The organism is Methylocella silvestris, assembly GCF_002891535.1.
In the GTDB taxonomy this organism is placed as follows: Bacteria; Pseudomonadota; Alphaproteobacteria; order Rhizobiales; family Beijerinckiaceae; genus Methylocapsa; species Methylocapsa silvestris_A.
Map to the genome: position 1 here is coordinate 36,128 of NZ_PDZR01000014.1, position 12,869 is coordinate 48,996.

General features: G+C 63.6%; 14 protein-coding genes. 4 read left to right on the forward strand and 10 right to left on the reverse strand.

The features are described from left to right. The first annotated feature begins 211 nt into the window (after nt 1-211). Together ispG and CR492_RS12665 are read left to right on the forward strand one after the other, a co-directional pair. On the forward strand, nt 212-1,525 hold the full coding sequence (ispG, locus tag CR492_RS12660; RefSeq protein ID WP_102844121.1) for a flavodoxin-dependent (E)-4-hydroxy-3-methylbut-2-enyl-diphosphate synthase: 1,314 nt from the start codon (nt 212-214) through the stop codon (nt 1,523-1,525). A gap of 140 nt (nt 1,526-1,665) precedes the next feature. Further along, nucleotides 1,666-2,142: a J domain-containing protein gene (locus CR492_RS12665; RefSeq protein ID WP_102844172.1), complete on the forward strand. Its 477-nt coding sequence runs from the start codon at nt 1,666-1,668 to the stop codon at nt 2,140-2,142. 165 nt (nt 2,143-2,307) lie between these two features. On the opposite strand, the gene CR492_RS12670 is transcribed toward CR492_RS12665, so the two are convergent. The 3 genes from CR492_RS12670 to CR492_RS12680 are packed head-to-tail and all read right to left on the reverse strand — an operon-like array spanning nt 2,308 to nt 5,649. Beyond that, nucleotides 2,308-3,969: an arylsulfatase gene (locus CR492_RS12670; protein ID WP_180982535.1), complete on the reverse strand. Its 1,662-nt coding sequence runs from the start codon at nt 3,967-3,969 to the stop codon at nt 2,308-2,310. Between the two features lie 40 nt (nt 3,970-4,009). Next, nucleotides 4,010-4,687, reverse strand: a complete 678-nt coding sequence (locus CR492_RS12675; protein ID WP_102844123.1) for a DUF1345 domain-containing protein — start codon at nt 4,685-4,687, stop codon at nt 4,010-4,012. A gap of 32 nt (nt 4,688-4,719) precedes the next feature. Further along, the gene (locus CR492_RS12680) at nt 4,720-5,649 is read right to left on the reverse strand and encodes a polyprenyl synthetase family protein (protein WP_102844124.1); all 930 of its coding nucleotides are present in this window, start codon (nt 5,647-5,649) and stop codon (nt 4,720-4,722) included. A 109-nt stretch (nt 5,650-5,758) separates the two neighbouring features. Between CR492_RS12680 and mtgA the strand changes: the two genes are divergently transcribed. Next, nucleotides 5,759-6,445, forward strand: a complete 687-nt coding sequence (gene mtgA / locus CR492_RS12685) for a monofunctional biosynthetic peptidoglycan transglycosylase (RefSeq protein ID WP_102844173.1) — start codon at nt 5,759-5,761, stop codon at nt 6,443-6,445. 172 nt (nt 6,446-6,617) lie between these two features. Further along, on the forward strand, nt 6,618-6,806 hold the full coding sequence (gene rpmF, locus CR492_RS12690; protein WP_012589860.1) for a 50S ribosomal protein L32: 189 nt from the start codon (nt 6,618-6,620) through the stop codon (nt 6,804-6,806). Between the two features lie 64 nt (nt 6,807-6,870). Here rpmF and CR492_RS12695 read toward each other — a convergent pair whose 3' ends face one another. The 7 genes from CR492_RS12695 to CR492_RS12735 all read right to left on the reverse strand — a co-directional run bounded on the left by CR492_RS12695 (nt 6,871) and on the right by CR492_RS12735 (nt 12,784). After that, a complete protein-coding gene (locus CR492_RS12695; RefSeq protein WP_102844125.1) occupies nt 6,871-7,593 on the reverse strand; it encodes a hypothetical protein in 723 nt (240 codons plus the stop codon). An 89-nt stretch (nt 7,594-7,682) separates the two neighbouring features. Beyond that, entirely contained in the window at nt 7,683-8,675 is a 993-nt protein-coding gene (gene tal, locus CR492_RS12700; RefSeq protein ID WP_102844126.1) for a transaldolase, read from the reverse strand. Between the two features lie 84 nt (nt 8,676-8,759). Continuing rightward, entirely contained in the window at nt 8,760-9,176 is a 417-nt protein-coding gene (locus CR492_RS12705) for an EF-hand domain-containing protein (protein WP_102844174.1), read from the reverse strand. A gap of 107 nt (nt 9,177-9,283) precedes the next feature. Further along, nucleotides 9,284-10,159 carry an energy transducer TonB family protein gene (locus CR492_RS20820; RefSeq protein WP_180982536.1) on the reverse strand — a complete coding sequence of 292 codons (876 nt, stop codon included), beginning with the start codon at nt 10,157-10,159 and terminating at the stop codon, nt 9,284-9,286. Then, the gene (gene exbD / locus CR492_RS12720; RefSeq protein WP_102844128.1) at nt 10,156-10,620 is read right to left on the reverse strand and encodes a TonB system transport protein ExbD; all 465 of its coding nucleotides are present in this window, start codon (nt 10,618-10,620) and stop codon (nt 10,156-10,158) included. Before exbD ends, CR492_RS20820 begins: the two co-directional genes overlap by 4 nt. A gap of 4 nt (nt 10,621-10,624) precedes the next feature. Then, on the reverse strand, nt 10,625-11,581 hold the full coding sequence (gene exbB / locus CR492_RS12725; protein WP_432431211.1) for a tonB-system energizer ExbB: 957 nt from the start codon (nt 11,579-11,581) through the stop codon (nt 10,625-10,627). A 369-nt stretch (nt 11,582-11,950) separates the two neighbouring features. Further along, entirely contained in the window at nt 11,951-12,784 is an 834-nt protein-coding gene (locus CR492_RS12735; protein WP_102844131.1) for a universal stress protein, read from the reverse strand. Nucleotides 12,785-12,869: the final 85 nt, after the last annotated feature.

Consider the following 12,869-nt stretch of genomic DNA (forward strand, 5'->3'; position numbering starts at 1 on the left):
CCCTCCCATTATTTCTGCGTTGGGGGCATTTTGCCGCGCTCCCTCGCGCAAAACCGCGCCAAATAGCACATTGCGCGTTTGGCCTGCGGGCCCCCAGACCGCCGCGCTTGACGCTCCGCGCGATTTTCGCCACCACTGTGGCCGATCGATCGGCTAAGATTGCGTCGCGCCCGCCCGCGCGGGACCGCAAAATCACGGGACTTCGCCCTGCATGACCCTGCTGCAAGATTCGCCTGCCGCCCTGTCCACTGCGCCCGACTACGCGGCTGAACTGCAAGCCGGCCCCTCGCCGCGCCGGCGCTCGGTCGGCGTTCTCGTCGGCGCTGGCCCTAACGCGGTGCAGGTCGGCGGCGGCGCGCCAATTGTCGTCCAATCCATGACCAACACCGACACGGCCGATATCGACGGCACGGTGGCGCAGGTGGCCGCGCTCGCCCGGGCTGGCTCGGAGCTGGTGCGCATCACCGTCGACCGCGATGAGGCGGCGGCCGCCGTGCCGCATATTCGCGAGAAACTGGCGCGACAAAACTGCTTCGTGCCGCTGATCGGCGATTTTCACTATATCGGCCACAAGCTGCTCGCCGATCATCCGGCCTGCGCTGAGGCGCTCGACAAATACCGCATCAATCCCGGCAATGTCGGCTTCAAGGACAAGAAGGACCGCCAGTTCTCGGCCATCGTCGAGACCGCCATTCGCTATGGCAAGACGGTGCGCATCGGCGCCAATTGGGGCTCGCTCGATCAGGAGCTTTTGACGAGCCTGATGGATGAGAACGCCAGGACCGCCGCGCCTGCCCCGGCCGATGCGGTGATGCGCGAGGCCATGGTCCGCTCGGCTTTGTTTTCCGCCGCGCGCGCGGAAGAGCTTGGCCTTTCGCGCAATAAAATCATTCTGTCGGCCAAGGTGTCGGCTGTGCAGCAGTTGATCGCCGTCTATCGCACGCTCGCACGGCGCAGCAATTATGCGCTGCACCTAGGCCTGACCGAGGCCGGCATGGGCTCGAAGGGCATCGTCGCCTCCTCCGCCGCGCTTGGCGTTTTGCTGCAGGAAGGGATCGGCGACACCATCCGCGTGTCGCTGACCCCCGAGCCGAACGGCGACCGCTCGCTTGAAGTCAAGGTCGGGCAGGAAATTCTGCAGACGATGGGTTTTCGCACTTTTGTGCCGCTCGTCGCCGCCTGCCCCGGCTGCGGACGCACCACCTCGACCGTGTTTCAGGAGCTCGCGCGCGATATCCAGACCTATATCCGCGACGAAATGCCAAGCTGGAAGACCCGCTACCCCGGCGTCGAGACCTTAAACGTCGCGGTGATGGGCTGCATCGTCAATGGGCCGGGCGAATCAAAACACGCCGATATCGGCATTTCGCTGCCCGGCACCGGCGAGACGCCGACGGCGCCGGTGTTCATCGACGGCCAGAAGGCCATGACTCTTCGTGGCGAAGGCATCGCCGCCGAATTCAAGACGATCGTCGAGACTTATATCGAGCGGCGGTTTGGCGGGACGAAATCAGCCGCCGAGTAAGAACCGGCCGAATTCGGATGAAACGGCGCAGCCAAGGGTTTTGGCGCTGAACATGCATTGCGGCCGCACGGCCCGCCGTTGTCGCGACATTTCGGACAAAAGCGACAGACGCGGCGGGTTCATGCATGAAAGCGCGCGGCATGACGGACAAAGTGGAATGGGTCGTCTGGAACGGCTCGATGGGAATTCTCGATACAGTCACAATCGGCCGTATCGAGGAGAGCGTTACCGGCCGGCGCGCCTATCTGGCCGCGCCCTATGGGGTCGTCGGGCCGTTCAGTCTCGACGCGCTTGAAACACAGGGCCGCGTGTCCTTTGGCGAATGTCTGGTGATGTCGCGCCGGAGATGGCGCGAGGATCAGGTCGAGCTGCGCCTCGAAGCGCGGGAAAAACGCCGGGCCTTCATGTTCCGGCTGAATTTCAACGACGATGATCAGGTACACCGCGAGGTCCTGAACCTGCCGGCCGAGGGCGAGCTGAAACCGGCGGAGATCAACGCCGCCTTCCGCAAGCTCGCCAAGACGGCGCATCCCGACGCCGGCGGCAGCAGCGAACATTACCGCCGCATCACGGAGGCGCGCGACGCGCTCATGCAGCCTTTCGCGCGGGCCGCTTAGGCGTCGATTTTCAGACAAGCGAACGAATGATTTTCCGGTTTCGCGGAACAAGAATGGCTCGGCGCGCCGAAGGCAGGTAGTCGCCGTGAACGCCGCTCAGGCGAGGGCCGAAACGCGCGGCGCAATAGCCGCGACGCCGCGCCCGATCGGGACGCTTTCCCCCGTTCACTTCCCTCGCTGCATGTTCTTCTTGAGCTGTGCGTCGACCGCATAATCGTCTGGAACCTCCACGACGCCGTTCGCCCGGACATAATCGGCATAGGCGGCGCGCAGCGCGTCGACGCGCTGGGGGTCCTGCCCCGAAAGATCTATCGATTCAGTCGGATCCTTCTTCAGATCATAGAGGCGCCATTTGAAGTCGCCGAACGGCGGCGCATTGCGCACGAGCTTGTAATCGCCGCCGTAGACAGCTGCGCCGCCGGCGACCTCCTGTGCAAACGTCGCTCCCGCGCGAAGATCGTCGGCTTTTTGCGTCAACAGCGGAACCATGGACACGCCAAGAAACGCTTTCGGATCGGCCGAGGGAGCGCGCGCGCCGGCAAGCTCGAGCAGCGTCGGCGTGATGTCGGCGACCGACAGGAAAGCGCCGGACGTGCGGCCGACGGCAAATTTCTGCGGATAACGGATAATCAAGGGCGCCCGTACTCCGCCTTCTGCGGCTGAGCCCTTGAAATTGGAAAAGGGCGTCATGGAGACGCTGGCCCAGCCGGGGCCATATTCGGAATAGGACCCCTTCTGGCCGAGGCGTTCATAAGAGAGATCAAAGTTTTTGGCGTAATAGTCGGGAAACATCTTCATGAGTTCGGCGCTTTCGCCGCCGTTGTCGCTGAGGAATAAAATGATGGTGTCGTCGAGCAGATTTTTGGCCCGAAGATGCTCGACGATCCGGCCGACGCTCATATCGACATATTCGACCATGCCTGCATAGACCGCCATGCGCTTGGCGGCCATGCGCTTCTCATCGTCCGAAAGCGCGCTCCAGTCGGGTCCAGCTGGCGTAGGCTCGCGCGCGCCCGGCGGCAAAAGGCCGATTTCAAGCTGGCGACGGCGGCGAACATCGCCGATCGCGGTCCAGCCCGCATCATAGACATGCGCGTAACGCTCGATAAAATCGGTCGGCGCCTGATGAGGCTGATGCACCGCCTGAAATGCAAGATAGCCGAAAAACGGGCTGCCGTCGTTGGCGTGCGCGTCAATGTAGCCAAGCATCTTGTCGGTATAGAATTGCGTCGAGTAGAAATCCTTCGGCAGGTCGATCGGCTTTGCGCCCTCGTAGTAATGGAGAGAAGCGTAGCCCGGCGTGTAGGATTTGTTCTCGAAATTGTCGCCGCCGCCTTCGGCCAGCACGACCGATTCCTCAAACCCCTGCGCGACCGGAAGCTTATCCGCAGATTTGCCGAGATGCCATTTGCCGGCCATGTAGGTGTGATAGCCGTCCGCGCGCAACAGCGCCGCGATGGTGGGTTGGCCGTTCAGAAAACCCTCATAGCCAGGCTGGCCGCGCTGATTGTCGGCAAGAAGCTCAGACATATTGCCGAGGCCTGCCTTGTGGTTGTCCTGTCCCGTCAGCAGCATGCTGCGCGTCGGCGCGCAAAAGGCGGAGGTATGGAAGTTTGTGAAACGGAACCCCTGCGCTGCGAGCTCGTCGATGTTCTGCGTATAAATCTCGCCGCCATAGGAGCCGAGATCCGAATAGCCCATGTCATCGACGAGGATCAGCAGAATATTCGGTCGGCCAGCGCAATGGCCCGGCCCGGCAACTCCCCAAAATAACGACGCGCCACATAGAATACTCGCAACACGTTTGAGTGAGCCGCCTATCGCCATCATCTGCCTCCGTTTGCCGTAGCGCTTTCTCGCCCAGCCGCTAAATCAGCCCTGCCGCGATATTGATCGTCAGCGCCAGCACCGCGCTGTTGAAGAAAAACGCGATGATCGAATGCACCAGCGAGACGCGGCGCATTTCCTTGCCCGTAATCTGCACATCCGCCGTCTGCGAGGCGACGCCGATGATGAAGGAGAAATAGAGAAAATCGAAGTAGTCCGGGTCTTCGGTTCCCGGAAATTCGAGGCCGCCGGCAAGTTTTGGGTCCCTGCCCGGCTCTTCGTCGAGTTCGTCGAAATATTCATGCGCGTAATGCAGCGCGAAGGTCAGATGGATGAAGAACCAGGAGCTGACAATCGTCGCTCCCGCCAGCGCGATATGCAGCCCTTTCCGGGTTCCTTGCATCTCCTGCGTCGACCCAAGCTGCGCCACGATCGCGGCCATGGAAGCGGTGGCGGCAAGACACGTCACCACAAGAATGAAAAACCGCCCCTCGTCGCTCTCCTTGGCGCGCCAGCGCATCGATTCCGGCGTCGCCCGCAGGATCAGCACGGTCGAAAGAAGAAAATAGAGTAGCGCGCCGACATTCCAGCTGATGAGGAAACGCGTGGCATGGACGGGGAACGGCGCCAGAAAATAGGCGAGCGCGCTGGCGGCAAGGCCGGCGAACAGACGCGGATGGCCGTGGACGGTGCGATAAGGATAGCCGAACGAAACCATTGCGCTCTCCGCCTCAGGCTATCCCGGCGCCATCAGCTGGCCCGTTTGGCGACGAAGCGCGCCGCTTCCTTCAAAACCGCAGCGTCGGCGCCTTGCGAGAACAGATCGAGCGCGACGATCGCCTCGGCCGCCAACCTGTCGCGCCGTTCCCGCGCAGCCTCGAGGCCGAGCGCTGCGACGAGCGTCGCCTTGTTGCGGCCGGCGTCCTTGCCGGCGCGCTTGCCGAGCGTCGCCTCATCGGCCTCGACGTCCAGAATGTCGTCGGCGACCTGAAAGGCGGCCCCGAGCGCGTGGCCGTAGGCCGACAACGCCGCGCGAGCTTTTACGTCGGCGGCGCCGATGATGGCGCCCGCCATCACGGAAAAATGCAGCAGCGCGCCGGTCTTCATGCTTTGCAGCCGGATCACCGCCTCGGCTGTATGCGGCGCCGTCGATTGTTCGGCTTCAAGGTCGAGAACCTGGCCGCCGATCATGCCGCCAAAGCCGGCGGCCCGCGCCAGCGCGAGCACCAATTCGGCGCGGATCGCGGCATCTTCATGCGTCACGGGATCGGCCAGAACGTCGAAGGCGTAGGTCAAAAGGCCGTCGCCGACGAGAATAGCGGTCGCCTCATCAAAGGCTTTATGGGTGGTCGCGCGGCCGCGCCTCAGATCGTCATTGTCGAGCGCGGGAAGGTCATCATGCACCAGTGAATAGCAATGAATCATCTCGACCGCCGCCGCCGCGCGGATGACGCCCTCGCCCTCGACCCCGAACAACCGCGCTGTCTCGATGACGAGGAATGGCCGCAGCCGTTTGCCGCCGCCAAGGCTCGAATAGCGGATCGCCTCCATGAGACGGCGCGGCCGGGCAATCTCGCCAGCCAGCGGCGAGGGGCCGAGCAGACGGTCCAGCATCGTCTCCGCAGCGTCGGCGGCGGTCTTCAGCCTTTTGTCGAATTCCCTCGCGGCGCCCTCCGCCATATGCTTCGCCTTTTTAGTTTTGCAGGAAGAACCGGCCGGCTCTCCGACGCCTGTCGATAAAGTTGCGGTTCGGCTTGCCCGATCGCGGCAGATCGGTCAAGGCTCCGGCATGGCGCGCTCGGGCCCCCTCGGCTTTTTCGGCAAACTCTTCGCTATTATCTTCTGCCTCGCCCTGGCTTTGCTGCTCGGCGTGGTCGGGCTCATTTTCGCCTATCGTTATGTGCCGCCGACCTCCACCTTGATGCTGGCGCGCTATATCCAGGGCGAGCCGGTTGATCGCGTCTTTGTGCCGCTCAATCAGATTTCGCCCAATCTGCGCGCGGCGGTGATCGCCTCCGAGGATTCGTTGTTCTGCCGCCATCATGGCGTCGATTGGGGCGCGTTGCAGGAAGTGATCGATTCGGCCGACGAGGATGGCCCCTCGCGCGGCGCCTCGACGATCACCATGCAGACCGCCAAGAACCTCTTTCTCTGGCCCTCGCGCTCAGTGGTCCGCAAAGCGATCGAGATCCCGCTGGCGCTGATCATCGACTTTCTTTTGCCGAAGAGGCGCGTTTTGGAGATCTATCTCAACATCGCCGAATGGGGCGAGGGGCTGTTCGGCGCGGAGGCGGCGGCGCGGCGCTATTTCCAGAAAGGCGCCGACCGGCTCGATGCGCGGCAGGCTGCGCTGATGGCCTCCGCCCTGCCGAACCCGCGCATGCGAGATCCTGCCCATCCAAGCCGCCAGATGACGCGGCGCGCGGCCACCATCGCTGCGCGGCTGCGCGACGAAGACCTCTCCTGCGTCAATTGAGGCTGCGGCCAAGCCCGAAATCGATGTATTGGGAAAGCAGAGCGAACAGGCTCCCTTCGCCCCGGCTTTCGATTTACGATAGCCAGCGCTGGATTTTCATTGTATGAGGCGCGCTCGCCTTGAAACGCACGCCGAGCCACGGCTCGCACAAAAGTTTAGTTGAGACTGACCTATGGCCGTTCCGAAACGCAAGACCTCCCCCATGAAGCGCGGGTTCCGCCGCTCCGCCGACGCGCTTGCGGCTCCGACCTATGTCGAAGACAAGGATTCGGGCGAGCTGCGCCGTCCGCACCATGTCGATCTCAAGACCGGCATGTACCGCGGCCGCCAGATCCTGACGCCGAAGAACAAGGAAGCCTGAGGGCTTTTGTGATCCGAGCCCGCGCGAACGCTGCGGGCTTGCGCCTCGATTCGGATGTCTGAGGTCAGTGGCGGTTGATCTGCCGCTGACGTAGCGTGTCGACCTGATCCTGCACGATTTTATATTGGGCCGGGGCATCGCGCAGACGGGCGCGGCGGTTCTTCTCGGTCACCCAGAAATTAAAGACATTCGCGACGATAATCGACGCGATGAAGTCGTGGAAATCCTGGTCGAGCGCCGTACTCGAGCCGAGCCCATAGACATAGGGCGCGCCCTGCACGAGATAGCGTCCGATCGTCGGCTCGCCGAGAAGCTGCGGCGGCAGCCATTTCGTCGCAATGTCGATCTCATCCAGCACATGCAGCAATTCATGCTCATAGATGCGCGCAAAAATTTGCACGGAGAGATCGTCCTTCGGATTGTAGTCGACCGATTTGGCCAGATACATCGCCATCTCGAGATCGAGGAAGACATCGCCCCCCAGAAACTCGAATTTCCACGGACCGTGCTCCGATCCTGACGCCGAACTTCTGCGCCATTGCGCATTGGCGTCGGCGAATCGGATCGTCGGCGCCGCGGTGACGAGGCCGTCGACGATCCTCAGCTGTCCCGACTGCGCGGCGCTGGTATTCGGCGAAAGCCGCATCATTTCGGGAACGTCGACGATGTTGGGATAGCGGATGTCGCCTTGAGCGACCCCCGCGGGCGGCGTGACCCCGAAATATTCCGGCGGCAGCAGCAGCTCGTTCTTGGGCCAGGTGATGCGCGGAACAAATTTGACAGCCATGGGAACCTCCGCCGCCTTTATGGCGAGGCTCTCAGGCGGCGCCGGTGCGCTGCGTCACGCCGGCGTCCTTATCTGCAAAATCATCATGATTAGAGGCTGGCGAATTCGCCGTCCGCCGCCGCAAGCAGGCGCTGCGAGACAAGCTCACGCAGAGCGCGAAGATCGCCGCTGAACACCCTGATTCCTTCGGCAAGTTTCTCGGTCGCCATCGCGTCCTCATTGAGCATGAAGCGGAAGGTCTTTTCGTCGAGATCAAGCTTTGCCGGAATCCGGTCCGCCGGGACATGCGGCGTCAGCCGCTGCTCAAGTCCGCCATCGTCGCGGGCGAGTTCATCGAGCAGCTGGGGCGAGACCGTCAGCCGGTCACAACCGGCAAGCGCCTCGATCTCCGCCTTGTTGCGGAACGAGGCGCCCATGATGACGGTCGAAACGTCATGCGCCTTGAAATAATCATAGATCTGCCGGACCGAGAGGACGCCGGGATCGGTCTCCGCCGTAAAACTTTTCCCTTGCGCCTTCATGTGCCAGTCGAGGATGCGGCCGACGAAGGGAGAGATCAGAAAGGCGCCGGCGTCGGCGCAGGCGACGGCCTGCGCGAGCGAGAAGACCAGCGTCATATTGCAGTCAATCCCCTCGCGCTGGAGGATCTGTGCGGCATGGGCGCCCTCCCAGGTGGCCGCGATCTTGATGAGGATCCGATCACGGCCGACGCCCCGGCGCTCATATTCGGCGATGATGGCGCGAGCCTTGGCGACCGTCCCCTCGACGTCGAAGGACAGATCGGCGTCGACCTCGGTCGAGACGCGGCCGGGCACGATCTTGGTCAGTTCCTCGCCGAAATTGATCGCCAGCCGGTCCGCGACCTCGCTCGTCAGCCGATTATGGCTGCGGCCCCAGACGATCGCCTCATTGACCAGAGGCTCATAGGCCTTGAGCTGGGCGGCTTTCAGGATGAGCGTCGGATTGGTGGTGGCGTCGGTCGGGGCGAAAGCGCGGATCGCCTCCATGTCGCCGGTGTCGGCGACGACGGCCGTCATGGTCTTCAGCTGATCGAGTTTCGAAGGAAGTTTTTGCGCGGACATGGGCGATCCCGTTGGCGTGGCGGATCTTATAGACCAACCCGTTCCCCTTTGCATCGCCCCTGTTCGCGCTTGTCGCGCCGCGCGTCAGTCGATCAGCTTCTCGAGCGCGCGGCCGGCCTTCGAGTGGAATTCCTTGGCCTCAAGCGTGCCGTCGTTATCGACATCGGCCTTTTTGAACAGACTTTCGACAATCGTCATATATTCGGCCTTGGTCAGCGTACCGTCCTTATCGGGATCAGCCGCCTTGAAAGCTTTCCCTTTGACCACGCCTTTGGTTTCCGCGCGGTCCAACGTGTCGTCGCTATCCTTGTTTAACTTGTCGAATTCCGCCGAAGCAGCTGCTTTGACCTCCGCGAGATCGAGCGTTTTGTCGGCGTCCTTGTCATATTCTTTGACGACGTCCGAACCGGCGAAAGCTACCGGAGCGCCAGCGATCAGCAGTCCAGCCGCAAGCAGGCTACACATGGAAAACTTTGCAAAAGCAGAGGGTTGAACCGTCATCTTCATCTTCTCCATCAGGCTGTTCGCCCTGAATTTAAACTAAAGGCCATCCCCGGGGAAAAGTCTAGGCGACAGGGAAAAACTCCCGCTCAAGTTTACGGTTGTCTCTATTGCTGTCGGAAGTTGATCGGCACGGACAGCGTGACGGCGCCGCCCATCTCCGCTGGCGGCGGCGGGAACGGGCTGGATCTGTGGGCGATCGCAACCGCTTCCTGATCCAGCGCCGCCGAACCCGAACTGCGCACGAGGCGGGCCGACGCCAGCCTGCCGGAGCGGTCTATGGTGAAGGCGATTGTCGCGGCGCCGCTCGCGCCCTGTGCGCCGGCCGGGTAGCGCTTGTTGCGGTTGAGCGCCGCCGAGACGAGACCACGCCAATTCGAGGCCGACATCGCCGATCCGCCGCCGCCGCCGCCCGCGCCGCCGCCGCCCTGCCCGCCTTCGCCGGGCCTCCCGCCGGTTCGGCCCGGGGTAACGCCACGCGGAAGGCGGGCCGGCTCCGCGCGCTTGGGCGCCGGCTTTTCGCGAGGAGGCGCGATTTTCTTTGGCGTTGGCTTCGGTTTCGGTTTTGCCTCGAGCTTGGGTTTGATCAGCGGCTTTGGCGGCTCCGGCGGGACCAGCACCGCATCGGCCCTGGGCGCGGGCGCGATGTCGGGAACCGGCTCCGGCGGCGGAGTTGGCTCCGGATCAGGTTCAGGCTGCGGGACCGGCTCCGGTTCGATTTGCGGCTGCTCCGCCGTGATCTCCGGCTCGGGCTCGGGCGCGACCACGGCGCCGCCGCCATCCACCTGGCCTACCGCCATCGGGGGCAGTTCGATCATGATCGCGGATTCAGCAGCGCTAGCCAGCGCTTCGGGCTCGCTCTGGCGCGTCAGCCAATAGACCAGCCCCGCATGCGCCACGAACACGACAGCGGCGGCGGCAATCCAGCGGGCGACCGGAGATTTCTCCTCCGGCGGCAGCACAAAATGCGCCTGCAGGGTCATAGCGGCGCGCCTGGCGCCTTCTGCGGCGGCGGAGTGCCGGCAACCGAGGCGGCGTCGAGGCAGACGAGGCCGATCTTCAGATAGCCGGCTGCGCGCAGCAGATTCATGGCTTCCATGACCTCGCCATAGGGCACGGTCTTGTCGGCGCGCACAAAAATCCGCGTCTCCTTGTCATGTTCGGTCTGCTGGTCCAGCGCGGCGCCAAGCGCCGTCCGCCCGATGGTCTCTTCCCCGAGCGAGAGCGACAAATCCGGCTTTACCGTCAAAAACAGCGGCTTGTCCGGCCGCTGCGCGGCTTGCGCGGTCGAGGCCGGAAGATCGACATTGACGTCGACCGTCGAAAGCGGCGCGGCGACCATGAAAATGATCAACAGCACTAAAATAACGTCGATGAAGGGGGTGACGTTGATCTCGTGGTTGAGTTCGAGATCGTCATCCGCCTGCGTTAGCTTCACGGCCATGCGTTCACTCCGCCGGGCGGCGCATGGCGATGACATGCCGGTCCAGCTCGTCCCCGGACAGAGCGGCGCGGTCAAGATCGCGCGAGACGTGGCGCAGCACCTCCGCCGCCGCGTCGCCGAGCTGCGCCTTATAGCCGGTGATCGCGCGCGCGAAGACGTTGTAGATCATGACGGCCGGAATGGCGGCGACAAGGCCCATCGCCGTCGCCAGCAGCGCTTCGGCGATGCCCGGGGCGACGACCGCAAGATTGGTCGTGTGAGTCTTCGATATGCCGATGAAGCTGTCCATGATGCCCCACACCGTGCCGAACAGACCGACGAACGGGGCCGTCGCGCCGATCGTCGCGACCACCGAGGTTCCACGCGCGATCTTTCGCCCCGCATGCGCCTCGAGACGGGACAAAAGCGCCGCGACGCGCTCCTTGACGCCCTCTGCCGGCAAGCCGCGCGAGCGGACTTCCTCGCTCCGCGCCGCCTCGACGAAGCGGGCGACCGGCGAGCGCTGATCCTTGAACGCGGTTTGCGCCGCACTGAGATCTTCGGCCTCTGTGACCGCCTCAAGGTCCCGGCGCGCCGATGCGCGGGCCCGCCACAGCTCCAGGCTTTTGACGAGCCAGATCGTCCAGGTGACGAGCGAGGCGAAGGCGAGGCCGATCATCACGCCTTTCACGATACGGTCGGCGTGCAGGAACATGCCCCAGGGCGAAAGGTCTGTCGGCGTCGCCGCCGCAAGGGATGTCATTGGCTGTGGCTCGGCTTTTGCGGGCTCCAGCCCGGACGGGCTTGTGGCTGGATGCGGAGTTACGGCCGCAAGCTCCTGCGGGCTGGCCGGTTCGACGACCGGCGTTTGACTTCCCGGTTGCGCCGGCGCCGCCTCCGGAGCGGCGCTTGGCGTTTGCTCGCCGGCCGGAACGGGAGATTGCGTCGCCGCCGGCTGCGCGCCCAAGGGCGCAGCGCTCAAGGCGAAAGCCAGCACGAGGCCTGCAAGCCTAGCGCACAGCCAGTCGCGACCGCGATCTGCCGCGCACGACAAGTCCGTTTCCAGTCGGATCATAGAAAAGTTCCCGTCAACAATAGAATAGTTCCCAATTAGGCCGCCGCTCGAGGTGATTATAAAGAATGACGCGTCCGCCAACCAGAAATTCAATCGATCTGGCGACTATTTGATGGATTTTACGCCTCGGCAAGCCGCAAGCGAGCGGCATGCGGGAAGAGGCAAGATCGCCCTTTGCTGATTCCGGCGAAATCAACCGGTGGCGGCGCGGGCATTGAAGACTCCCGCTCAGCAGTTCGGAGGGGTTCGCGCGGCCTTCTATGATCGGAATATGCTCTAATGCGCCATAAGGACCGGCAGATTCGCCTCGGCCAGAATCTCGCTGGTCACTTTGCCGAAAATCAATTGCCGCAGCCGGCTGCGCGTATAACCCCCCTTGATCAAAAGATCGGCGCCAAGCGAAGCGGCGGTGGCGAGAAGCGCGGCCCCGGGCGATTCATCCTTGGCCTCGATGACGCCGACCCGCGCGGGGGCGCCGTGCCGGCGCAGGCTCCGCGCCATTTGTTCGTCGCTCGGCCCCGGCAGAGCCGGTCCCGGCACGGTGAGGATGATCACGTCACGGGCGCGTTCGAGCAGCGGCATGGCGAAGGCGACGCTGCGCACCGTGTCGGTCGTTCCATTCCAGGCGATGGCGATGCATTCGCCAAGCGTCTGCGGCGGCTCGGGCGGCGCGATGAGCACGGGCCGCCCGCTTTCGAACAAAACCGCCTCAAGCGTCGATTTACGCGGCAGGCGGGGTCCCGTCCCCGGCCGCCCCACGGCGATCAAATCGAATGCGCGGCCATATTCGCCGACCCCGCTGTCCGACACGAGCGCGTCGCCAAGCCAGCCATAGGACGGCCGCGCCTCGCCATCGCGCGGCCGCTCGATATGCCGGCTCTCCATGAAGCCTTCGAAAGTCCGGCGGCCGTGATCGACGAAATCGCGACGCGTGCGATGGTCGAGGACAACGCCGCTGAGGGCAAAATCCGCAGCGACGAATTCGACGACGTCTGGGCCGACGGCGACCCCCTCGATGTAGGAATTGAACCGGCGCGCCAGCGTCAGAGCCGAAGTCATCACCGCGTCCATCATGACGTGGTCCTCGACCGGTATCAGGATCGATTTCATCGGACGAAGCCCCTGCCCTCACCACCGCCGCCATGATGCGCCTTTTGGCGGGCGAAATCATCCTCTGCGCCGCTCTGACGAAGCG